At 59.0% G+C, this 25514-nt stretch carries 9 protein-coding genes; all 9 read right to left on the bottom strand.

The features are described 5' to 3' along the window. Positions 1 to 42: 42 nt before the first annotated feature. Positions 43 to 5322, bottom strand: coding sequence for a S8 family serine peptidase (locus tag L6R21_22370; protein ID MCK6561953.1), 5280 nt, complete (start codon positions 5320 to 5322; stop codon positions 43 to 45). A 201-nt stretch (positions 5323 to 5523) separates the two neighbouring features. Continuing rightward, a complete protein-coding gene (locus L6R21_22365) occupies positions 5524 to 10230 on the bottom strand; it encodes a S8 family serine peptidase (protein ID MCK6561952.1) in 4707 nt (1568 codons plus the stop codon). 424 nt (positions 10231 to 10654) lie between these two features. After that, complete coding sequence (locus L6R21_22360) at positions 10655 to 11443, bottom strand: AraC family transcriptional regulator (protein ID MCK6561951.1); 789 nt, start codon at positions 11441 to 11443, stop codon at positions 10655 to 10657. 180 nt (positions 11444 to 11623) lie between these two features. Beyond that, the gene (locus L6R21_22355; GenBank protein ID MCK6561950.1) at positions 11624 to 15982 is read right to left on the bottom strand and encodes an FG-GAP-like repeat-containing protein; all 4359 of its coding nucleotides are present in this window, start codon (positions 15980 to 15982) and stop codon (positions 11624 to 11626) included. A gap of 242 nt (positions 15983 to 16224) precedes the next feature. Then, positions 16225 to 19794, bottom strand: coding sequence for a CHRD domain-containing protein (locus tag L6R21_22350; protein MCK6561949.1), 3570 nt, complete (start codon positions 19792 to 19794; stop codon positions 16225 to 16227). Positions 19795 to 19820: 26 nt separating this feature from the next. Continuing rightward, on the bottom strand, positions 19821 to 20594 hold the full coding sequence (locus L6R21_22345) for a T9SS type A sorting domain-containing protein (GenBank protein ID MCK6561948.1): 774 nt from the start codon (positions 20592 to 20594) through the stop codon (positions 19821 to 19823). 116 nt (positions 20595 to 20710) lie between these two features. Beyond that, a complete protein-coding gene (locus tag L6R21_22340) occupies positions 20711 to 21280 on the bottom strand; it encodes a T9SS type A sorting domain-containing protein (protein ID MCK6561947.1) in 570 nt (189 codons plus the stop codon). Beyond that, complete coding sequence (locus tag L6R21_22335) at positions 21205 to 23025, bottom strand: S8 family serine peptidase (protein ID MCK6561946.1); 1821 nt, start codon at positions 23023 to 23025, stop codon at positions 21205 to 21207. The genes L6R21_22340 and L6R21_22335 overlap by 76 nt, the downstream gene beginning before the upstream one ends. A 278-nt stretch (positions 23026 to 23303) precedes the next feature. Next, a partial coding sequence (locus L6R21_22330; GenBank protein MCK6561945.1) for a T9SS type A sorting domain-containing protein occupies positions 23304 to 25514 on the bottom strand: 2211 nt, incomplete at its 5' end.

The following is a 25514-nucleotide window of genomic DNA, read 5'->3' as shown; positions in this document are numbered from 1 at the left end:
TGGCTTAAGTGGAACGATGAAGATTTCCCGCCCAGGGCGAGCCTATTTCAAGAGGATGACCTTCCTCGTTTGTGAGAACGCCTTCGTTTCCAACCGGTAGAAATAGACACCGGAATCGAGCTTGCGGCCGGCGCTGTCCGTGCCCTCCCACCGCACGCGATGAACACCGGCGGGCTGCTCCGCTTCCACCAGCTTGCGAACTTCACGGCCCAAAATTGAATAAACCGTCAGGCTCACTTTGCCCGCCTCCGGCAGGTGATACTCGATCATCGTCTCCGGATTGAAGGGATTCGGAAAATTCTGCAACAAGGCGTATTCCGTGGGTATGACGCCAAGCCGACCAGTCTGAATGAGAAACGGCGGCGCAGGCGGTGTCGCGCCGAAGCGTCGCAGCCAGGAAACCGCGGCAGGTCCAGCCAAGGTTGGGGCACCCGACACACCACCAACGGTCAGGTAAAGCGGTTCGCTCTCACTTGCCGACACCGCGATCCAATAACCTTCGTTCGGGGCGAGGCTGCGCCTGGTCTGATAGGTCGCGCTGATTGGATCATACCCAAACATGGCGAAGACATTGCTCTGCGGCTCGGCCTGCAGGGTGGAGATCTCCATCACCGACCCGATCAAGTCCCAGCCGGGCTGGGTGTAAGTCTCGGAGTAGGTGAGCACGGGCTGCCCTCTCACTGTCACGGTCGCGGCCGCAGGCAAGGCAAGCCAATACGCTTTGGTCGGCTGCAACTCGGTGGTGGCGGAGTAGCTCTGGCTGGCATAATCCCAGCCGAAGGCGGCCAGCGCCGTCGGGAAGAGATGAGCGAGGCGGTTGTCGTCGGGAACCACCGGCAGAGAGATCAAATACCAGCCGCCCTGCGCGAGCGGGAACTCGAAGGTGGCACTGGCGCCGGCAAGCCCGGTGTCGAAGAAGTTCAAATAAGCCGCCATGAGCGCGGTTTTGGTGGCGCCGGTCAGGCTGGCATCCTCCAGGCCGCCGAATTGAAAGGCATTGCCGATGGTGCGATATCCGGAGGGAGAATCATAGGCCACGCCGCAGCCGTAGTCCGGTCCTTCATTGGAGTGAATCATGCACGCTGGGTTCCGGGGCGTGAGATGATCCATGAAATTGTTCTGGCCCTCGTAGGTGAAATCCATGCCGCCGGCTACGCAGGAGCCGATCACGGTTTTCAAATCGTTGGTGCCGTCTTCCAGCGCGTCGATGAAAAACGATTCCCCGAAATCGTGGCCGCTCAGGAACAGGGGGTCATAATACCAGACATCACCGCCTTCGAGATAGACTTTGCCACCCGCGGCGAGGAATTGTTCAAGGACGGCCGCCTCCGGATCCGTCTCTCTCACGACGTGATTGTTGGGGAAGACGCCGAGCACCGCGAAGAGATAGTCGGCATGGGCCAAATCAGCGGCGGTGAGGGAGTGGACGACGTGAGTGCTCTTGCCGTTGGCTGCCAGCGCCGCCTGCAACTCCAAATGGCTGGTCGGTTGAAAGGCCATTTGCTCGACCATTTGCAGGGGCAAACTGCGCTCCATCGCCTTGCGCGCGAGGTTGGGCTCCAGCACATCGTTGGGAATCCAAATCACCGCATCGGCGGCCACCAGTAAATGAATCGGCGAAACCGTCACCACCGGCTCGTCCGGGTCATTGCTCGAAATCTCCAAGTGGGCATAGTAGTGGCCCGGCACCAGCTCAGCGGCATCGAAGATGATGCTCACCTCCACGCTGCCGCCGGCGGGAATCGTGCCGGCATTCGGCTGCTCATCCAGCCAGGTCAAGGCCCCGCCGCTGCTGAAGCGCACAGCGTTGTGCAAAACCAGCGGCACGTCGCCGGTCCAGGATCCCGGGCTGGCGACAAAAATGTTGAAAGCGACGACGGTGCCTTTCACGGCGACGCATTGCAAGCCGTTGGCCCACATGGCTACAGAAGTGGCGCCCGATGCCAAGGGCACATCCGCAAGCAGATCGCCGAACATAGTGGAAACGCCCTGCATCACCGGATGATTCGGATCAAACGATCCCAGATTCGAACCGCCCACCGGTCCCACGCCAATATCAAAGGGTGAATACCCCTCGTCCATGAACCGGCCGGCCAATTGAAAGCCGTTGGCAAACGAGGCCAGGGTGGTGGTGACGCCACCGCCGGCATCAACGTAATCCGCCAAAACATTGCCCAAGCCAACCGGATCCGGAAACGCGTTGTTGTTCATCAGAATGACGGCGTCATAGGCAAGCAGGTCTCCCAAGGCCGGAACACCGCTCGCGCCCAGATCCCAAGTATTCACCGGCGACAAATCCGGGTAAGCGCTTAACGCGCCCTGAATTTCGGAGGGATCACCGCCCATGTGCAGCAATAATACGCCGGTAGCTTGGGGATGGGGATTTCCTTCCGGAGGCGGATATGCCCCGCGCAAGGGATCATGGCCATCGGCGTAACCGGCGCCTGCCGCGGCATGCGGCTTTACCGAATCAGAACTCACGGCTGGCGGTTGCCGGTCTTGTGGCCGTCCTGCCCACCGCGGCTTGATTTGAATGGCCTTGCTCAACGCCGCGGCCGTGCCTTCGGCTTCGCTGATACTGAAGGTAAGATCCGAGCCGCCAACGTTGCCAATGGTCAAAGTATGCGTGACCGTGCCGCCGGGATCGAGCACCACGTCGAAGCTTGTCGGGGTGACCGTAATGTCGGGCGCAATCAATACCGAGATGTAATCGGTCCTGGTTTTAGTGTTGCTGCCTTCCGGGCCGCTCACGGTCAAACTCACGTCAAAAGTACCGGGGCTGTTGTAGACCACGGTATGCAATCCGGCACCGCTGGCGGTCGCCGGTGTGCCACCCTCGAAGCTCCATTCCCACGAGGTAATGTTGCCGATGGATTGATCGGAAAAGGTCACGGTCAACGGCGCAAAACCGTTGGTGGGAGCGCCCACAAAATCGGCAAACACACCTTCGAGTATTCCCCAATGCTCCAAGTAGGCTGCCAGCAACTGCGCTTTGGTTGAGTTGCCGTCTGCCAGGCAGCCGAACTGATGCGAAACTCCGATGGTTTGATAGGCGCCCGGATCAAACGCGATGCCGCAATTAAAGGCCGGGCTTTGGTTCGAATGAACAACGGCCGCGCCGGCCAGTGGCGCAATGACATCATTGAATGAGGTCTGACAGGAATAATTGAAATTGTAGCCGGCGAGAAAATTGGCGCCCAAGATCGTACTGAAATTGCCACCACCATCAGCCAGGCCCGTAATGCCGAACAAAGGCCCGAAGTCATGTCCACCGGCGAACTGCGGGTCGTAGTACCACATGTCATTCCCTTCCATGTACATCTTTCCGCCGTTGAGCACATAGTTCTCAATCGCCAGCGCTTCCGGGCTGTTATTGGGAATGACATGGTTGTTGGGGAATGCCCCCAGCACGGCGAAGACCGCTTCAAACTGGGAAAGATCGAGCGAGGCAATGTCCGACACAATCAGCGAGCTTTTGCCCACTGCGGCCAGGGCCGCAGCCAGTTCCAGGTGGCTGGTGGGTTCCGACACCAGGGCCCGCACCTCGGCTTCGGTCAAGTTGCGCTCGCTTGCCTTGCGCGCGAGGTTCGGTTCATTCACCTCGGGATGTTTCCAAATCAACACGTCAAAGCTGCCCACCAGCACGCTCACCAGGTTGCTGGGCCCGCTTTCTTCACCCTCGATATTGGTGGCCGTGACGAAATAGCTGTGGAAACCGTCGGGCAAACCCAGATCGCTGTAGGACTGCACCCCACCGGCAACTTCCGCGATCTCCGTTCCGTCGCGATAGACATTGACATGGGCGAGGTTGATCGGGCTGCCATCGAGGTTCGTGGTGGGATCCACCCAAGTGAGTTGCGCGTCGTTGCCCGAAACCGCAGCTTGCAGATTGGTGGGCGGATTGGGGAATGGCCCGCCGCTCAACGCGCGGTTGGCATTCACGCGGCCGCTGCCGAGCAGGCCCACGAAGCCGGGATTAGTCGCATCGATGTTGTCCGCGCTGCTTTCCAATTGCGTCCGGATCTGCGCGCCCGGCAAGCCGGGATTGGCCGCGGCCACCAACGCGGCCACGCCTGCCACGTGCGGGCAGGCCATCGACGTGCCGTTCAAATAGCCGTAGCCGCCAATCAGCGTGCTCAAGACGTTCACACCCGGCGCGGAAATATCGACCCAGGTGCCATAATTCGAGAACGAAGCCTTGACGTCATTATGATCCGTTGCCGCCACTGCGATCACCGGTGGATAGGAACCGGGATAGCCGATCGCCGGGTCACTGGAATTGCTGTTGCCCGCGGCAAACACCACGACGCCGTTGGTGGTGGTGAGGAAATAGTCAATGGCATCTTCGATCAGATTCGACTGAGCACCGCCGCCCCAACTGTTGGTGGAAACGAATGAGCCGTTGTCCGCGCCATAGGTGAAGGCGTTGGCGATAACGTCATCGAAGGCGTTGGGGAAAATCTTGCACGGCATGATCTTGCTGTCAAACGCCACACCGGCCACGCCGAGGCCGTTGTTGGTCACCGCCGCCACGGTGCCGGCCGTGTGCGTGCCGTGGCCGTCGTAATCATCCGGGTTGTTGTCGTTGCTCGAAAAATCCCAGCCATTCACATCATCGATATAGCCATTGGCATCGTCATCGACATTGTTGCCCGGAATTTCGCCGGGATTCACCCAAATGTTGGCGGCAAGATCGGGATGGTCGAGATCCTGGCCAGTGTCCAGATCGGACACGATTACGCTCGGATCGCCGGTTTCAGTATCCCAAGCTTCGGGGGCATCGATATCCGCGTCCGGCGTGCCACCGGTTTGGCCGGTGTTGTTGTAATGCCACTGGCTCGGGTACTGCGGGTCATTGGGCGTGAAATTCACCTGGCGGCGTGCCTCCCGGCGATCGAAGAGCTCATAGCGATAGTTGGGCTGTGCCGCATCGAGATTCCCGTCGCCGGCATAGACTCGCACCAGGTCCTCGACTTCAGCGCCGGCATCAAAACGCAGCTTGTAATAGCGCGTCAGGCCGGACTGTGCGTGCCGCGCCTCGAACTTGCCGCCGGGGCGCAGCACGCGCTCCATAGCCCGGACGCGGTATTGCTGGTTCAGTGCGTCCAGCGAAGGCAAGCCGGTCAGGACGATGCCGCTTTCCAGGTGAATGTTGATTTGGCTGGCCGCCGCCGGCGTGAGTTTCACCAGAATGACGTCAGCCTGGAATTTCTCCTGGGCAAGCACGCCGGCAGCGCTCAGGCTCAAAAACATACCGGCCATAAGCGGCAAAACCAATGATAGCTGCCGGGCAAAGCCCCGTTTGGCACGATCCATTGACATGACGGCACCCTCCTTGATTGGCTGGTTTGGGACGATGGCGATTTTGGCTCGACCACGGCCACCTGTTCAAATGCCACCATGATTCATGCGAGAAGAGCGGAGTCCGCGCGCACGCGTATTTCGCAAACTCACCGTATCTTGACGATTCTGCCCGTGACCCCGAGGGCACGGCCTGATCATCGCAACGAACGCAGGACGAGCCTACTTCAAAAGCACGATCTTTCGCGTCTGTGAAAAGGTTTTGGCTGCGCCGGAGGCCGGTGCGCTCACTTCAAGGCGATAGAGATAGACACCGCTCGGCAACGGCTGGCCCGCATCATCTTTGCCGTTCCAGACGGCCTTATGATAACCGGCCGCCAGTTCCCCCTCGACCAGCGTGCGCAGCGGCTGGCCGAGCATGTTGTAGATTCTCAAAGCCACCCGGCCCGCTGCGGGCAGTTGATAAGCGATCTGTGTTTCCGGATTAAAGGGATTGGGAAAGTTCTGCGACAAGTCGAAGCTCTTGGGCAGCGCCGGCGGCGGCTCACTCTCGCCCAGCGCAAAGGGCGGCGGCGGCGGCATGACCCCGTGGCTCTGATAGAATGCCGTCAGATCCCCCGCCGATGCTCCAGCCACGGCCGGCTTGCCTGCCTCCCCGAGCAGAGTGCCTCCCACCGTGATCGAGCTCGGCACTTGGTACACCAAAATCCAGTATCCTTGCTGTGGTTCGGCAACGAAGGGGCTGACGTTGTAGTATTGACCGGTCGCGGGGTTCCATCCGAACATCGCCAGCACGCTGTTGTCCGGATTGTCGACCAAGGGGCTTGTCTCCAACACGGCGCCGGTCAAGTCCCAGCCCTGCAAGGCATAATTGCGGGTATACGATTCCAACGGCTGGCCGCAAACTTCTGCAGAACTGGCTTGCAGGAACAAGAGCCAATAAGCTTTTTCCGGCTCGAGCGTTGTTACCTGGGTGTAAGATTGGGCTGCGTAATTCCAGCTAAAAGCAATGGCGGCATTCGGGAACAAAGTGTCGAGCGAGCCATCCTCCGGAACCACCGGCAATGAGATCAAATACCAGGCGCCGGTGCTCACCGGAAAATCGAACGTCACGCAAGCTTCCGAACGGTATTCGATGACCAACACCACGTTGCCGGTCACCTGCACACTGCTCTGCGTGCGCATGTTGACGTTCACGCCCGGGCCTTTCAACGTGAACGTGCCTTGCGCCGGGAACTCTGTGTTGTCCCAGCTCACGTCACTGGTAATGCCAATGGCATTGGTAATCACCAGCAACCAGTCAATATCTGTGTTAAACGGCGGCAGCCAGCCACGAATGTCGCGGCTCAGGAAGCTGACCGGAGGCGCGATCGAGAAATAGGCATAATAGTTGAATCCCGGCGGCGCAGCTACAATATCCAAACCGGCGTCAAATCCGTCTGTGGCCGCGGGATGTCCGCCAAAGGAGAGGCCAAAAGCTTTGATTTCTGGCAGACCACCGGCTTGGCTGGCCACGGCCTGGACCGAAATCGGCACCAACCACTCCGTGGAAGGAACAAGGGAGAAAGGATTGTCGCTGACGTCGACACAGCCGGGATCCGCATGATCGCTGATCCGCACCAGGCAATTGCTGGACAGGACATTGGGCACCGTCCAGTCATGGGAACCGTCATCCGGCTCAGCACCGGCGATCAGCGTATAACTTGCGCCACCGTCGGTCGAGAGTTCGAGGTCCACCAAACCGCTGGTGGCGGCAGAGGTCCACTGAATTTCAAAGACACTACCGAAGGTCAAGGACTCGCCACCGTTGGGCGAGATAATGGAGACGTTGCATTCGGCCGGGCCGGTTTCGAAAAACTGCAGATAGTGCTGCATCAACTGGGTCTTCGTTGCCGCGCTCAAGGAGTTGTCAGCCATCCCGCCAAACTGAAAGGAATTGCCGATGGTGCGAGAACCGGTTCCTGGATTATACCCAACACCGCAGCCGTAGATCGGAGCGAAGTTGCTGTGGAACAAACAAGCTTGTGCGCCGGCAGCAATGTGATCGATGAAATTGTTGGTGCCTTCATAGACGAAATCGAGTTCTTCGACGAAGCAGGAGCCATAAACCGTTTTGAGATCGTTGACGCCATCGGCTACGGCGGTAATTCCAAAAAGCGGCCCAAAATTGAAGCCGTTCAATTGCAGCGGATCATAATACCAAACGTCACCACCTTCCATGTACACTTTGCCGCCGGCAGCCATGAAGTTCTGAATGATCAGCACTTCCGGGTCGCCGTCCTGAACGACATGATTGTTGGGATAGATGCCCAGCACAACGAACAAATACTGGGCGCCGGCAAGGCTTGCTGCGGTCAACTCGTTGACGATATTGACGGTCTTGCCATTGTCCTCCAGAGCCGCCGCCAGGGCCTCGTGGCTGGTGATCCGCACCTTCAAGGTTTCCACTTGCTGCAGCGTAAACCCGCGTTGCGCCGCCTTTTCTGCCAGGTTGGGCTCGAATACCTCTTGCGGAATCCAGATGACTGCCTCCACGGGGCCGGCGGGCAAATCGAGGAAGCCAAGATATGCCGCCATCAATTCTTCTTTGGTCGAGGCGCCGTCGGTCAGGCCGCCGAATTCATAGGAAGTGCCGATGGTTCGATAGTTCGAAGCGTTATTTGCCACGCCGCAATCGTAGGCCGGGGCGGAGTTTAGATGAATGGTAAAAGCCGGAGCGTTGGGTGCGAGACGATCGATATAGTTGTTTTGGCCGGCATAGGGAAAGTGCAACCCGTCAGTAAACGTGCCCGCCGCGCCCTGGACCGTCGCCAGATCGCCGCTGCCATCACTGAGGCCGCTGATGCCAAAGAGTGGCCCGAAATCGTGGCCGCCGGCGGAGTTAGGATCCCAGTACCAGACATCTCCGCCTTCGAGGTAAACCTTGCCTCCGCCGGTGATGTAATTGACCAGAGCCAATGCTTCAGCGCTGTTTGCAAGCACCACGTGATTGTTCGGGTAAATGCCCAGCACCGCAAAGACGGCCTCAAATTGCGTCAAGTCAACCGTGGTAATATCCGCAATCACCGCCGAGCTTTTGTCGTTTGCCGCCAGTGCCGCCTGCAAGGCGAGATGGCTCGTCGGCTGGTGCACCATGCCGCGGACTTCGCGCTCGCTCAGGCCGCGTTCCTTCGCCTTTTCCGCAAGATTGGGATCAATCACATCGGAGGGCAGCCAAATGACCACATCGATGTCGCCGACTAGAACCGACGCTGTGTTGCTCGGGCTGCTTTCTTCCCCCTGCGCATTGGTCGCGGTCGCGAAGTAGGTGTGCGCCCCATCCACCACACCCGCATCAGTATAGGTCTCCAGGCCCGGCGCGACTTGCGCGATTTCAGCGCCGTCCCGATAAATGCTGATCTGAACAAGATTGATGGGACTGCCGTCCGTGTTGGTGGTGGGATCATCCCAACTGAGTTGAACGGTGTTGCCGTTGACACTGGCCTGCAGGTTGGCCGGCGGATTGGGGAAAGGCCCTGCGGACAAAGCTTTGTAGGCATTGAGCCGGCCGGTGCCCAGCAATCCGGCAAAGCCCGGATTCAAAGCATCGATGTTATCCGTTCCACCAGCGATTTGCGCCCGCACTTGCGCGCCAGTGAATCCCGGATTGGCGGCAAACACCAGGGCCGCAACACCGGCGACATGCGGACACGCCATCGACGTACCGCTATAGGAAGCATAGCCGCCGATCACCGTGCTCAGCACATTGACACCGGGCGCGGAAACGTCAACCCAACTGCCGTAGTTCGAAAAAGAAGCTTTGTGATCGCTGTGATCCGTCGCTGCCACCGCGATCACCGGCGGATAGGAACCGGGATAACCCCAGGAGGGATCAGAAGAATTGTTGTTTCCGGCTGAAAACACCACCACCCCGTTGGTCGTGGCCAGGAAGTAGTCGATCGCCGCTTCGATCACCGGTGAAGGTGGCCCCGGCAGAGTGTAACCCCAACTGTTGGTGGAGATGCGCGCGCCATTGTCCGCGGCGTAGGTGAAGGCCTCGGCAATCGCGGCATCGGTGGCATTGGGAAAAATCTTGCAGGGCATCACATGAGCGTTGAAGGCGACGCCGGCCACGCCGATGCCGTTATTGGTGACCGCCGCAACGGTGCCGGCCGTGTGCGTGCCATGGCCGTCATAATCATCGGGATTGTTGTCATTGTTGGAGAAATCCCAGCCGCGGACATCATCGATGTAGCCATTGAGATCATCGTCAACGCCGTTGCCGGCAATCTCACCGGGATTGATCCAAATGTTGGCGGCAAGATCAGGGTGATCCCAATCCTGACCGGTATCAAGGTCGGAAATGATCACGCCGGGGTCGCCGGTTTCAATGTCCCAAGCTTCCGGGGCGTCGATATCCGCGTCCGGCAGGCCGCCGGTTTGGCCGGTGTTGTGATAGTGCCATTGGCTGGGAAAGGAAGGATCGTTGGGGGTGAAGGTCACTTGCCGCCCGGCCTTGCGGCCGTCGTGGAGTTCGTAGCGGCGGCTGGCTTGCACAAATTCCAGATGTTCATTGTGCTGGAAGCGCTGAATCAGGGATTCCACCTCGGTTGCACGCGCAAAGGTGAATTGGAAGAAGCGATTCAGGCCAAATTGGGCATGCCGGGCTTCATTCTTGCCCGCGGCCCGGATGAGTCGTGCTGCCTCGGCAAGCTGAAACTCTTGTGCCAGGGCGTCCAGCGAGGGCAGGCCGGTGCGAATCTGGCCGTCCACGCGCTCGAACTGCAACTTCTCGAAGGCGGCGGCAGTGAACTTCACCAACAAGGTATTCTGCACCGGCGTCTGGGGTCGGGAGGCCGCGGGCAGAAAGAGCAAAATGGCTGCGACGATCATCGGACCGGAAGACGCCCAGAACCAACTGATCCTGGCTGCTCGTGCGTTTCGCGTCATGACGGAACCCTCCACAAGATAGGTATTGATAGAGAACAGCCTGCTCTGCGTGCCGGGAATGGCAATGCCCGACGCAGAGTTTCGCAACCGAACGGTTCGCCGCGCGCCAATGAGAATGATCGACCGCCGGCGCTGTTTCTTGTTTCAATCCAGCACAGCACCAGTACTTCCACGCACGGCAACTCCACTGGGAACCCAGAGGCAAACTTGTTAGGAAAAAAAAATCCATGCCCTGGTGCCGCAGAACCGGGGTCAAAACAATGAGATGGTCAGGTCGGACTTAAAGTTAGTGATCACAGCCCACAGAGAGGGAGGGGATCGCCCCCAAAAATTCACACAAAACCGTTCCAACGACTACAGCGCGAAATAGCGATTTTTTGCGTTTCCGTCCATGTGCTGATGTGACAATTGTTGTGCATTTGTTTCACGCATTTGCCCGCCGGGAAGATGAGGCGCGGTAATGGATTGAGAAATCTTCAAAGACATGCGCCTGGCGAAACTGGCTGGGTGGCATGCCCATGTGCCTGCGAAAGAGCTTGCAAAATTCAAAATAATCCGGAAAGCCGGCCAACTGCGCCACGTGAAAAAGCTTGAGGCCTTCGTTCTTCATCAAGAAAACCGCGATCAGCAACCGAAGGCCGAGAATCAACTGCTTGGGTGGAATGCGACAATAGCGCAAGAACTCACGATCTAAATGGCAGCGATGCACATTCAGCCGGGTGGCGATTTGTGCAACCGTCAGCTCTTTGTGCAGGAATTCTCTGCGGATCATCTCCAGCGCGTGCTTGATGCGCGCCGGGTACGGTTTGGGGGCGATGCCAAAGACGCTGAAATCGACCGAGTAGGAGTGATCTTCCACCAGGCTGGAAATCTCCTCGGTCAGCGGCCGACCGGCGGCTGGCGGGATCACCCGCAGCACCGAGCCTTGCCCATCAATTTCCTCACCGATCAAATCGGGACTATCGGAAAGGCCGCACACCGCGAGCGGAATGGTCTGAAAATTCAAGCGCAAGTAGCGCAACTCGTCCACCGGCACGGCCCGCGTCTGCGGCACTTCGGTAATGATGCAGGCGATCGGAACCTGCCGCAGTAGTGCGACCGCGCGGCGCAAATCATTGGCAGCATGCAGACAGTATTGCTTGGCCAACGGCTCCCACGCTTCGGTCCGCCTGTGGTTGATGACGCGATAGACCAGCAAATTCCTGCAATTCATCGGTGGCCTCCCCGCAGTTGGTGCTTTGCCCGGCACCGCGGCGGGCTGCAATGCTGCAGCATCCAGTACACCGCGGCCCGACTTGGGGCTGAGTCAGAAGCCGGTTCCGTATCTTATCCCACGCACCGCGCGATCACACTGCTGGTTTACATTTCCCGTTTCGTTAGCGGGAGGCTATTGCTATTGCGATCGCATCAAAACCAACATCTTTTTGCGGCTTCTAGATTGATCCGTGTCGAGTTGATAAAAGTATATGCCGGAATTGACCGGAATTCCCGCTGCATCCCTTCCATCCCAGCTTGCCGTATGCCGCCCTGCTGATTGCAGCCCGTGCGCCAACACGCGCACTTCCTGCCCGAGCAAATTGAAGATCTTCAGTTCAACGCGCCCCGGCCGCGCCAAAGTGTACTGAATCGTTGTGGCACCGGCGTGTGGCCCGCCCCAAATCGGGTTGGGGAAATTCTGGCTGAGAGAAAAGCGGGCGGGCAGAGCCGTGTGATCAGTGTGCGTGTCCGCCTGCACGGTCACACCCTCCACAATCGTCAAATACCGATTGACGCCCCGGACAGCAGTGAAACTCTCGACCAGCCCGCTCGCCCAGAAGACCGCCAGCGTATCCACCTGCTCGTGGTTGCCCAAACCAACCTCCAGCGCCAGACTTTCCTGGCTGCGAAATCCCGACCCGCCTAACACTTCGCGCCAAAGCGCAAGCTCTCCCGCCCGCAGGCGCACGCGGCTGCCGATGGCGGCGCGGTTGCTGCGGCGGCCCTCCAGCTTGATCACGAGCCAGTTATTTCCGCGGCAAAGATTCTGATAAAGCCCATTGGGCTGGTTTTGATTAACGACGTAGATCTCCGCGTCACCATCATGATCGAGGTCGCCGCTGACATTGGCCCTGGCAAACGGCAGCGCCGGCACACCCGCTGCCTGCGAGAAATCGGAGAACTTGCCGTTGCCAAGGTTGCGCATGATTTGGCGAGACTGGCTCGGGCCGGCGAGATGCAGGTCCAGCCAGCCGTCATTGTCAAAATCACCCCAGGCCGCGCTTTGCCCTGGCAGCTCGGCACGCAGGCCCGCGGAGTCTGCCACGTCGGTGAAATGGCCGTTGCCCTCGTTGCGCAACAGCAAGTGTTCGCCGGCACCCAGTGGGTTCAGCATGCTGATCATGAAAATGTCGAGATCGCCGTCGTTGTCATAATCGCCGGCGGTGGCGCCCAGGCCGTTCTGCCCCAGCGTCGCCGCCGTGAAGGTGAAATCCTGATTGTTGAGATACAGCATATTGGGCGAAGAAAAGGTGTGGTCGAGTTGCGTGACCAGCAGATCCGGAAAGCCGTCATGGTTGAAATCGCCGCCAAGCGCACCCGTGCTGCTGAGCGGATCGCCCACGCCCGCCGCAGGCGCCAGGTCTTCAAACGAGCCGTTGCCGATGTTGCGATACAAGCGGCTCACGCCGGCATTGGCGACAAACAGATCAAGATGACCATCGCGGTCGAAATCACTCCACACGGCGCTGCGGCCCGCGCGCTCATTCGTGACGCCGGCGGTGGCTGCCCCGTCAGCGAATCTGCCGGTACCGAGATTGTGATAAAGCAGGCCGGGCTTTTCGCTCCGCACGACGTACAAGTCCAGCCGGCCGTCATTGTCATAATCTCCCCACACGCCGGCTTCCGCGGATTCTGCCGCTTGCAGCCCGGCTGCCTGGGTTTGATTGATGAACGTAGCCAGGCCGTTGTTCTGCAGCAGGGTGCTCGTCTTCTGCGCATTGGCAACGAAGATGTCGAGGCTGCCATCGCCGTCATAATCTCCCAGCGCCGCCCCAACACCGGCGCCCGGGTCTGCAGCTTTGGCAAAAGCGGCAATGTCAATAAAGAGGGGATTGATCGGCTGCACTTCGAGGCCGGCAAGCACCGGCTCCTCCCGGCGCGGCGTGAAGGAAATGTTGAGCTGGCCGTCTTCCACCGGTGCCAGCGTTTCTTCGACAAGGGCAAAGTCATGGCCAACCAGCGCGTAGATGTCAAGATCTTGCAGGAAGAGTTGATTCTCAATCGCGACGTCGAAGCGGCGCTGGTGCGGGGCTTCGAATTCAATCTCGGCGAAATGCAGGCGCACGCGATAACGGCCGTTGGGCACGTCGAGGCGATAAGCGCTCAAACCGCGCCGCACGGTCTGGTAAAGCTCCGCCATCTCGGTGTGCGCGATGGGGTCGTTGGTGGAATCGGCAACGCCGCCCACGAACCCGGCACCGCCGGGAAGGTAAGGCTGATCATGCAGCCAAACGCTGGAATCCGGCGCGCGATAAGTTTCACCGCCGCAGTTGACCCGGAATTCTCCCGGCGCCGGTGGCGGCGTGAAGGCAAACGGCAGCGCACCGATGTCGCTGCGGGTGCCGTCGGGATCGGTGAAGGCAGAGTCCGGATCGCCGGCATTGATGCAGGGGGATTCCGCGCGCAGCCGAAAATCTCCGAAGAACGGATTGATGAAAAGTGGGTCCCGGGAGAGATCGCTGCCGCCCGCAGCCAGTCCCTGATAGTTGATGGCATTGTTCCAAACATCATTGTAGAATAACTCCGGCTGTGCCGATTCCAGCTTGGCAATGCCGGTGGTGTTGTGGGCGAAAATGTTGTTGCGAACCTGCGCCGTTGCGCCAGCCAGGCAGGAAAGTCCGGCAGCCGCGACGTTGATGATTGTGTTGTTGCGCAGATGCGCTGCCGTCTCAAACGCAACAATGCCGTCGACCGACATGCCGGCGATCACGGTGTAGCTGATATCAACCTGCGAACGAAGCACAAAAATGCCGGTGCTGCCATTCACCATTGACAAGTCGCGGATTTCCCCGCTGCTGATATTGCGCATCTCGATCAGCCGCCGGCCTTGGCCATCAATGATCGTCGCCGCGGCTTGCTCGCCGCGCACCCGCACGCCCTCTTTCAGACGCAGATCGCTTTCATAATAAAGCCCGCGCGGGAGGTAAACTTCGCCATGAGGAAACGCCGCTTCCATGGCCGTGAAAATGGTGGGGAAATTGCCCTTTTGATTGAGGGTAATGCCGGCACCCGGCCCCAGATTGACCGACAGCTCGCAGTAAATATCCTGCCCCTGCACCCTGATGTTCGACACGTTGACATAGCTGTGCCCGTCGTAATCCGTGCTGGCCGGCAGGGTTGCCGCACCAAAGGTGGAGTTTTGGCTCGTGCCAGGAAAAGGATCACCGCCATCACCGCCGGTTTCAGTGCGGTCAGCCTCTTCGAGATCAACCAGCCGGTGGCTGTCGATGCTCTGACTGCCGTAGCGTTCGTCCACGTGCCAAATCAGCAATCCATCGCCCGGCAGGTTGAGGTCGTAATCGAGCTGCTGGCGATTCTCCAACAAAAAGTACGAAGCCATTGAAATGAGCTTGGCGGCACCGCGCGCCGTTGCCACGGGCGGCAGCACGGCCGGCCCGGCCGTGCCCTCATAAAAGGTTTGCGGTACCAGCCAGCCGAGCGTGATTTTGGCCCAGGCGCAGAGATGATGCGGCCGCTCATGAAAACCACTGCCGTAATTTCCCGTGCTCATCGTGCACCACCGGCCCGCGCCCGGCGAGCTGAAATCGGTGTCATACAAATCCGGCAGGCCGAGCAGATGGCCGAATTCATGGCAGTGCACCCCGATGGGCGCAAACTCATACCGCGAGAGCCATTTCTCGGACATAACGTAATGAAGCTTGCCGCCCGTGCTGAAGGCCTGCGGCCAAAGATTGCTGCCCGACGGACCAACCGTGCCGGCATAGATGACCACATAGCCGTCGAAATCTGCCAGGCTCACGCCGCTCTTGTTGATGGCCTCGAAGCGCAAGTTGCCGTGCCTTTCGTAGTAGCTCTTGTTGCTGTCGGCTTGAACCCAGTTGAAGGCCTGACCGGTGACGCTGAGCATGCCGTTCGACATGGCCAGGTAGTAATCCCGCAGGCTGCCGAAAGCCGGCTCGCCGGGCGCCGGCGAAACATAAGTGTAGCCTTCGGAAAACAACATCTGCTCGAAATCAGCGGGCGCATAAGAGGCCGGCGTGTCGGGAAATTCCACCAGCAACACCGCCAGCCGGTAGTGATTCACTGCGCGCTTGGCCAACCGCAGGTCGCCCACCGGTTTGGCCGGCCCGGGCGCGAGCAGCCGGAGATTCTCATAATGCGCCTCCCTCCTTTGCTGCAAATCTTGCATGACGTGCGGCGCGTGTCGCCGGTGTTTTTCAGCAATCACGGCATCGGGGATCGCCTCGCCAACGAGGTATTCAGATGCCTCGAGCCGGCCGTCGGCGCCGAGGCGGGCATAGCACCAAAAGCCGGCGGCATTCTGCGCGATGCTGAAACCTTCAGCCGTTTCATAGAAAACCACGAATTCGTCGCCCAACACCCAGCCGATGAATTCCTTTCCGTCCGGATGGCGAAACGTGCGCAGCACCGGTTCGACCGCGGCCGGCTGGCTGGGCGGAGCGTACAGAATTGCTCCAAACAGGCCGAACACCAACACCGCTCGCCGAGGTCCCGTCGATACGGCTCTTTTCATGCGATTCTGCGAAAACATGGCTTTTGTAGGATCGACCACAGATTCATGGCCATGGCTGAAAGCTCAAATCCACTAAACCGAACTCATCCCGATTTGCCGTGTTTGGCGTCAGCTTTAGCTCCTACCCCCTCTCCTGCTTGCTGTTTCAAGCCCGTCAAAAGAGCGGGCAAGAGTGAGAGTAGGAGTAGGAGTAGGAGTAGGAGTAGGAGTAGGAGTAGGAGTAAGAGCATGAACAACCAGGCTCATTGCAGCAAAACGAGCTTGCGCGTCTGCAAGAATTCACCCGCGCGCAGGCGATACAGATAAACGCCGGAATTCAGTTTTTGCCCGGCGCCATCGCTCCCATCCCACTTCACCCGATGAAAACCTGCGGGCATTTCTTCTTCGATTAAAGTTTGAATCTCATGGCCGAGCAGACTGTAAATCTTCAAGCTCACGCGGCCGGCTTGCGGCAGTTGAAATTCAATCATGGTCTCGGGATTGAACGGATTCGGATAGTTCTGCGACAGACCAAATTCTGCCGGCCGCATAACTGCCAACCGATCACGGGTCACTGCAAACGGCGGAGGCGGCGGCAGCGCGCCGTATTTCGTATAGATAGCCTTCTGCTCTTCCCCTGCACTCATTTTTGCCCCTTGCCCCTCGTCACTTGCCATGCCACTGCCGACAGTAATCGCGCTCGGCGCTTGCCACATCAAAATCCAGCAGCCCTGCTCAGGCGCAATGCTCGGCGGATCGACGGGAATATAGTTTTGCGCCAGCGCATCCCAGCGAAACATCGAGAGCAAAGCTCCCTCAGGATTATCCAGCACCGGGCTTGCCGTCATCACCGAGCCGATCATGTCCCAGCCGGGTTGCGAATAGCTTTTGGCGTAGGAATTCAACGCCTCGCCACACACTTCAACTGTCGCGGCTTGCGCCATCAACAGCCAATACCCTTTCTCCGGCTCGAGTTGAGTCACGGACACATAGTTTTGGCTCGCGTAATCCCACTCAAATGCCGCCGCCGCGCCGGGGAATAACGCGCTGAGCGAGCCATCGGCCGGAATCACCGGCAGGGAAATCAAATACCACGCGCCGGTGGCAATCGGGAAATCATAAGTCACGCAAACCGGCGGCGGCTCCTTGCCAAGCTGCCCTCGAATTTCACCGCCTGGATTGACGGTGGTATGAACATTTGCATAAATTCTGCCGGCTAAAAGCTCTGCCACCAACGCCGGAGTCAACGCTTGCGGGTCAGTCTCAGCCCACACGCCGGTCGCGTGATTCCCGACAAAAGTAATGTTGCGCACCACCGGGCCGTTCACGCCGGCAGCAGCGTTGTGAAAATGCGCGGCGGTGATCGCGCTGCTCAAATCACTCACCGTAACATCGAACGTCAAGCTGTCGCCGTCGCCGCTGAGGGTGAAAACGCCCGCGCCGGTCGCCGGAGTCTGCACCGGCGGAACCTCTTGGCTGCCGTTCAGAGCCGCGAAAAGATCGATCGGAATGCCGCTGATGAGCTGGCCGCGGATTTCGCCCGCGGGGTTCGCGGCGGTGTGAACGTTGACGTAAATCCTTCCGGCCAGCAATTCCGCGACCAGCGCCGGCGTCAAAGGCTGAGCGTCAGTGCTGAGCCACGAGCCGCTCGCCTCTTCGCCAACGAAAGTAATATTGCGAACGACCGGGCCGGCAACGCCAGCAGCCGCATTATGAAAGTGCGCCGCGGAGATCGGCCCGCTCAAATTGGAAACGCGAATAGTGAACGTGAGCGCATTTTGCGCGGCATTCAAAGTAAACATGCCGCCGCCGGCCGCGTTGGTTATCACCGGCGGCGTTTCCTGCCCGCCCTCCAGGCACGCGAGAAAATCAACGGGAACTTGTTCCTCCACCGTTACATCTTCCAATGCGCTCCATCCTCCCCACTGTTGTTCGGCGTCTTGCGCGCGCACGCGATAAAAGTAAACGCCGGATTGCTGGCCGCTGATCTCGTAAGCATTCCCCGCAATGTCATCCGCCAGCGTGGCGATGCTCGCAAAGCGCGGCACCGGCGTAATATCGTCGACATAAAAGCCTTCTTGCATCACGGCACTGTCGGTCACGTAGCGGAAGCGCACGTAAATGTTCTGGCCGGCAAACGCGTTCAAATTGAAAATCCCCTGAATCCACCCGCCGGAAGAGCCGGTGATGCCGTTGCCGAGATTCATGCCGTTGGGATTGCTGTTGGTGGTAATGTTTCCGGGAATGGATTGAAACGTCATGCCGTCGGTGGAAACCTCGACATAGGCATAATCCCAGTGCAGCTCGATGCTGTACCACGCCCAAAACGTAAGCATGCCGCCGGCCGGCACAAGCAACGGCACCGCGGTCGTCATGTTCACATTCTTGCCATCGCCCATACCGGAATAAAAGCTGTGTGAGTTGCTGTGATAACGTGCCGTGGATACGTTGAAGCCAGCGGGCGTGAAATTGGCCGGCCCGCTTTCCGCATTGTCGGTGAGCGTGGAATAGCCGCTCAACTCATCCAATTGAAACACCACCGCCGGATTATTGGGGTCGGCGGCGATGGTCCAGCTCACGGCGTATTCGCCGTCTTCGATGCCGGTGAAGGGAGCGATCACCGGCGCGGCGGGCCGGAGCAGGCGCCAGGGATTGTCCGCAACGATGGGCGCGACTTCCGCGAGATAGAGCATGGGCCCGAGATTCTCTTGTGTGAGAATCGGAATCTGGCTTTCCGGCGGCCAAAATTCCTCGCCCACTTCCGGCGTAAAACTGAAAACGCGGTTCTTCTCGCTGGTCTCGCCGTAGAAATAATCATCAGTGTCGCCATTGGTGAGGTAGATCGTGCCGCTGGCGGGATTGCCGGGCGTATAGCCGTTGAAAGCAACGCAGTGACTGGCCAATTCCACAAAGATTTCATGATGTGAGGTGTTTTGCGGAACATAGCCCCAGGGGAAAAGCCACAGATTCCCGTAGCTGTGAAATGATAGCGCGAGCACAAAATTTTGCTGCTGGCAGAGTGCGCGAATGGCCTGGGTCTCCGGCTCGGAAAATGGCCCGGTGCCACGATAGGTTTCGCTGAAGGGATTGGGGCTGGAGCCGACGTTGTCGAAGCCCCACATGTAGCCAAAATTGCGATTCTGATCCACGCCGAAGGAGCCGTTGCCGTTGTTGCGGCGGTTCTTGCGCCACCAGGCGTCGACGTTTTCGACGTGAACGTGGCCGTCGGGATTTTGCGTGGGAATCAGCCAAAACTCGCGATGGTCCACGAAGTCCGTGATCTGTGCGTCGACGCCGTAGTTTTGCGTGAGGTGTTTGAGGAAGAAAAGAATGATCTCGGGCGTGACCACCTCGCGCGCGTGCATGTTGGCCATGTAGAGCAAAGCCGGTTCTTCGTCTTCTTCGAGAGCAGGATTGTCGGAGACTTTCATCGCCCAAATCTGCCGGCCTTCGATGCTGGAGCCGAGGCTCATGAGCTTGGTGATGTTGGGATAGTTTTGGGAGGTGGCGAGCATCTCGTCGTACATCTCTTGATAGGTGTGATAAGCGCCCATGTCTGGCGTGCTGCCAAAGCGCTCGGCAAAAGCGCTAGCGAGATCGTCGATCAAGGATTGCAGCTTGAAGCCCTTTTTCTGCAGGAGGCGCTCCTCGGCCGCGGTGACAACCACGTCGGCATGGCGTTGAATGGCGTGGGAGGCGAAATCGAGATCATACGAGAGCAGCTCTTCGGCCTGGCTCCGGTCGGCGAGATGAACCCGCACGAGTTTTCTGGCCTGCGCCTCGGCGGAAGCCGGCGCGAGCGTGAAGAGCACGGCAAGAATCAGGAGGAGCATGAGTTCCCTTTCTCAAAAAAGAGGCGCTACCGCAGCCGATGAATTCTCTTCACGAACACGGCGCCCGGCAGCTCGAGGCGGTAAAAATAGACGCCATTGGCCACCGGCAGGCCGCGCGTATCCGCACCGTCCCACAAGATTGCGGTCGGCGAAGGCTCGTAAGCCGAGGCCGCAAAACGGCGGATTTCCTGGCCGAGCACGTTGAAGATGCGCAGCACGAACGGTTGCGCCGCCAAGCCGCGAATCTCGAAGCGCGTTACCGCCGCAAATGGATTGGGATAGTTGTCGATCGCCAACGCCTCGGGAAGGGCATTCCCCGCAGGCGAGGCCACCGCAACCGTGGGCTGGGTGTATTCGATTGCCAACATGCCGGCGCTCAAAATCAAGGTCGAATCCTGCGTCAGCATGTCCAGCGAGTCATTCAGCGTGATCCCGCCGGGCCGCGGGAATTCACGGCTGTCCCACGAAATTTTGGTGATTTTGCCCACGGCATTGAAAATCTGCAAATGCCAAACGATGGCGTTGCCCGGGCCGCGAAAGTCCGCGCGCAAGGTTCCCGGCAGCGTGGAAATGACGAAGGCAGCGTAAGGCGTGAAGGCCGGCGGCGGCGCGATCGTGTCGATGCCGGCGTTGAACGTCTCCGCGGCGTTGGGGTGAACCCCGAAATACAAATCATAGTGGTACGTCTCGATCTGAACGTGAATCGGGATCTGCCAGGACTGCGCCGGGGCGCTGTTCGGTGCGCCGCTGTGCCATAAGAGGGCAGCCGTGAACAGTGCAAGAGCATTTCGCGTTTTCATCTTGACCGTGAAGGATTTGATCCGCAGCGTTTGGTTGTCAGAACAAAATCGTACTCCTACTCCTGCTCCTACTCTTACTCATACTCCTACTCTTACTCCTACTCTTACTCTTACTCCTACTCGCTTTTCGAAAATTTAAGCTGCGAGCAAGAGTAAGAGTAAGAGTAGGAGTAAGAGTAAGAGTAGGAGTAGGAGTAGGAGTAGAAGGAAGAGCAGGGGCAACCAGCCACTATTTCAACAAAAAGAGTCTTGCGCGTTTGCGCGAAGCTTCCAGCCCGAATTCGACAAAAATAAACCCCGGAATCCAGCTTCCGTCCGGCAGCATCCCTCCCATCCCACTTCACTTTGTGATAACCCGCCGGCATTTCCCGATCGATCAGCGTGCGCACTTCACGGCCGAGCAGGTTGTCGATTTTCAGGCTCACTATTGCTGGCTGAGGCAATTGATATTCAATCACGGTTTCGGGGTTGAAGGGGTTGGGGTAGTTTTGCGACAGGCCATAGCCGGCCGGTCTGTTGACTGTTAACTGGTCACTGGCTACTGAAAACGGCGGCGGAGGCGGCAGCGCCCCATAGTTCTCATAGAAAGCCTTCGACTCTACGCCTGCACTCACTTTTGCCCCTTGCCCCTTGCCAAGCCACTGCCAACGGTGACTGTGCTCGGGGTCTCCAACATCAAAATCCAATACCCCTGCTTCGGCTCGACTGCAAAGGGACTGACCGGCATGTAATTTTGCATTTCTGCATTCCACCTGAACATGGCGATGAGGCTGCCCTCGGGATGATCCACCAGCGGACTGCTCTCCAATACCGACCCGGTCAAATCCCAGCCCGGAGAGATGTAATTGCGCGCGTATGAATGCAGCGGCTGGCCACAGATTTCCACGGTTGCGGCTTGCGGCATCAACAGCCAGTAGGCTTTTTCCGACGCGAGCGTTGTGACTTGTGCGTAGCTCTGTGTTGCCTGACTCCACTCGAATGCCGCGCTTGCGCCCGGAAACAGCAGGTTCACGGCACTGCTGTCCGGAATCACCGGCAGAGAGATCAAATACCACGCGCCGGCTGCAATCGAAAACTCGTATGTGACGCAAAGCGGCGGCGTAACTGCGCCATTCAGGGCCTCGAATGCATTCACCCGGCCGCTTCCCAAAAGTCCCACAAAGCCCGGATTCGCGGCGTCAACATTGTCCGCGCTCGACTCCAACTGCGCGCGCAATTGCGCGCCGGTCCAATCAGGATGGCTGGAAAGCAACAAGGCCGCGACGCCCGTGGCATGCGCACAAGCCGGCGAAGTCCCATTGTATGAAGCATACCCGCCGATGGTTGTACTCCAAATATTCACGCCCGGCGCCGAGACGTCGATCCAATTTCCATAATTGGAGAAGGAGGTTTTGCGGTCGTGATGATCGAGTGCTGCCACTGCAACCACCGGCGGATAGGACGCCGGATAACCAAGGCAGGGATTGCTTGAGTTGGAAGCGCCGGCGCCAAACAGGGCAACACCATCGCTCACGCTGAGAAAATAGTCGATGGCGCCTTCGATGACAGGCGCAGGGCAATTGCCACCGCCCCAGGCATTGTTGGAGAGGCGGCTGCCATTGTCAGCGGCATAAACGAAAGCCTCGGCAATCACGTCGTCGAACGCATTCGGAAAGATTTTGCATGCCATCAAACTGACGCCGGCAACATTGCCCCAGCCGCCGGCAATGCCGGCAATGCCGAGGCCATTGTGGGCACGGGCGGCAATGATGCCGGCGCCATGGGTGCCGTGGTTATCATAGTCGTCGGGATTGTTGTCATCGTCGGAAAAATCCCAGCCGTGCACGTCGTCGATGAAGCCGTTGGCGTCATCATCGAGACCGTTGCCCGCCACTTCGCCGGGATTGCTCCACATATTGGCGGCCAGCTCCGGGTGATCGAGATCTATGCCGGTATCCAAAACGCTGACCACGGCATCGGGATTTCCGGTCTCGAGACACCAAGCCTCCGGAGCATCGAGATCCGCGTCAGGCGTGCCGCCGGTTTGGCCGGTGTTGTGCAGATTCCACTGACTGGGAAAGATCGGATCATCGGACAGGCACAGCGCATCAGGGGCGCGCAGCAGATGATAGCGCCAATTCGGTTGAGCGAATTCCACATTCGCGTCGGCCGCATAGATGCGCGCCAAAGCCTGCACCTCCGCCTCCACAGCAAACTGAAGCTTGTAGAAACGCTGCAAGCCTTTGGCAAGGTGCGTGGCTTCATGTTTTCCCGCCGGGCGAAAAACCCGCCGCATTGATATGGCGCGGTGGTCGCGGTTGAGGGCGTCCAACGAGGCCAGGCCGGTCGTGACAATGCCCTCGATGCTCCGGAGATTCAGTTGCTCCGCGGCCGTCGCCGTCAGCTTGACGAGGATGACTTGATTCTCGTACGCACTTTGAGCAAGAAGCACGTCGCCGCACGCCAGCCAGGCGATAGCCGCAAGCAGCCAGCTTCGCCAGCCATGATTTGGGGGTGAGTTTTCCCGCATGCTCCACCCGCTTTTGTGTGAGGTGCTAATTTCACAATGTTAAGTTGCTTATGCTACCTTTTTTTATTGTCATTCTGGCAGGGGAGTCTTCCACTCCTACTCCTACTCCTACTCCTACTCCTACTCGCTTTTCGGAAATTTTAAACAGCGAGTACGAGTAAGAGTAAGAGTACGAGCAACCAGCAACGAGCAACCAGTTACTATTTCAATAACAGGGTCTTGCGCGTTTCCGCGAACTCCCCGGCCCGGAGGCGATACAGATAAACGCCGGATTCCAGCTTTTGGCCGGACTCGCTTCGGCCATCCCACTTCACGCGATGATAGCCTGCCGGCATGTCCTGATCCACCAGCGTTCGAATCTCGTGGCCGAGCAGATTGTAAACTTTCAAGCTCACGCGCCCAGCTTGCGGCACTTGATATTCAATCGTGGTCTCGGGGTTGAACGGATTGGGATAGTCTTGCGACAAGCCGTACTGCTCCGGAATCGGCGCGAATGTGTTGCCCGCCAGTTCATAAGGCGGCGGAGGAGGCATCGTGCCGTATTTCGCATAGAAGGCTTCCAGTTCCGCCCCAGCACGCACGTTTGCCCCTTGCCCCTTGCCCTTTGCCTCGCCACTTGCCAAGGCACCGCCAACGGTCACACTGCACGGGACGTTGTACACAAACGCCCAATAACCCTGGCGGGGCTCGACGATGTGAGGATCGACCGGAAGGTAGTTCTGGGCTGCCGGATCCCAGCCGTAGAGTGCGATGATGCCGTCCGCAGGCTGCGCAGTCACCGCGCTGGGATTCATGACCGCGCCCAGGAGATCCCAACCCGCTGCCGTGTAGTTCCGCGAATACCGGTAGATCGCCTCCCCGCAGACTTCCACCGTTGCCGCTTCGAGCATGAGCAGCCAATAGGCCTGTTCCGGCTGCAATTCCTCAGTAGCGAGGTATGAGGAGCTGGCGAAATCCCATTTGAAAGCTGCGACAGATTGGGGAAACAACGCTTCCCGTGAAGCATCGGACGGCACGATGGGCAGGGAAACCAGATACCAACCACCGCCGGCCAAGGGGAAGTCATAGGTTACACACGCGTGCTTGGGAGGCTTCGCAAAGGTCAACCCCGCAACCGACTGCAGGCCCAACGGCCCAACCACGCTTCCCTGCGCCGTCAGCGGGTCAATGGTGATCAATCGGCGTGCGTTGGGCCCCTGCCTGCCGGTCACGCCGAAAAGCGTTCCGGTGGCGCCAAACGCGATATCCGGCATGGAACTCTGCAACCCCGTAGTCCCAACCAGGGTGGCGCTCGCAGTGTTGAGATCTATGGTGTAGATCCCCTCCGCGTCTCTTCCCTGCGCGGCATACAGAACGTTGTTGATCGGGTGGAAGGATAAGCCCATCAGGCTGGGCACGCCGGTGGATCCAATGAGCGTGGCAGCTCCCGACATGGGATCGACACGGTAAAGGTTGGGTGAACCGGTGCTGGCGTCAATCGCATAGAGAATATCATTGGCATCGAAAGCCAGCGCACCGACGCTGTACAAATATTGTCCGTTGGCTTCATCGAAGAACCGCCCGGCGAAGAGCGCCGCGCCGGTAGCCGGATGGATGCGCGACAGGACCCAGCCATTGCCCGAGGCAAAGATCTCGCCGCTGGCATTTGCCGCGAGGCCGTGCACATAGTAGAAACCGGTCCGCCCGATGGCCGTGCCCGCGCCGGTTATGGGGTCAATCGAAAATAAACGCCCGTTCTCCAGTTGGCCGCCGGACCCGTAAAGAACGCCCGGCAATGCGGGTGGCGGCTGTGGCAGCGGCGGGCCGGCGGTTTGCGCGAACGCCCCGCTGAAAGTTTCTCCCACCAGTTGCCAAATCGACACGGTGAATTCCAGCACAAGATTCTCACGCGTGTCCAGCTTCAGACCGATCGTCCAGGGATCCTGCAAAGTCACGGTCTCGCCCGCCGAAATCTGATTGATCCACGAGTAGCCGTCCAGGATGACAGCGTGCGGGCTGTTGCTTTGCAGTGAGGTGCCGATGGCAAAGGCCTCGTTCCCGTCATTGCGGATGATCGGATAAAGATCGACAATTTCGCCGCCGTTGAGGATGCCGTCGCCATTGCCGGACGGTCGCAAGCCGCTGCCCGAGTCTTGCGCGGCGATCGAGTTGTTGATCTGGAGGTTGAAACGAATCTGCCTCGCGCCTTCGCGCAGCCCCTCGCTGTCGGCAACGGTTTTCTGACTTTGGGTAATTCTGGCATGCCACGGGTGGATTTCGGCAGTGTTTCGGGCGGCTTTGGTGCCGCGGACGCTTGCCGCCGCGCTTGGCTGGGAATCATCAACAATCACGCTCTCCAGCACCAACGGCCCGCCCGCCGGCAGCGGCGGACCCGTGATGATCGCGAAACTGTCGGTGAAAGGCCCGGCGTT

The sequence above is a fragment of the bacterium genome (genome assembly GCA_023150945.1).
In the GTDB taxonomy this organism is placed as follows: domain Bacteria; phylum Zhuqueibacterota; class Zhuqueibacteria; order Zhuqueibacterales; family Zhuqueibacteraceae; genus Coneutiohabitans.
Note: the sequence above shows the minus strand (reverse complement) of the source record. Positions and strands in the feature narration are given on the sequence as shown.

What these genes read in the sequence shown, in the direction of transcription:
- L6R21_22350 (MCK6561949.1), bottom strand. Translation starts at nt 19,794, where the DNA reads ATGCTCCTCCTGATTCTTGCCGTGCTCTTCACGCTCGCGCCGGCTTCC.
- L6R21_22365 (MCK6561952.1), bottom strand. Translation starts at nt 10,230, where the DNA reads ATGACGCGAAACGCACGAGCAGCCAGGATCAGTTGGTTCTGGGCGTCT.
- L6R21_22345 (MCK6561948.1), bottom strand. Translation starts at nt 20,594, where the DNA reads ATGAAAACGCGAAATGCTCTTGCACTGTTCACGGCTGCCCTCTTATGG.
- L6R21_22370 (MCK6561953.1), bottom strand. Translation starts at nt 5,322, where the DNA reads ATGTCAATGGATCGTGCCAAACGGGGCTTTGCCCGGCAGCTATCATTG.
- L6R21_22355 (MCK6561950.1), bottom strand. Translation starts at nt 15,982, where the DNA reads ATGAAAAGAGCCGTATCGACGGGACCTCGGCGAGCGGTGTTGGTGTTC.
- L6R21_22360 (MCK6561951.1), bottom strand. Translation starts at nt 11,443, where the DNA reads ATGAATTGCAGGAATTTGCTGGTCTATCGCGTCATCAACCACAGGCGG.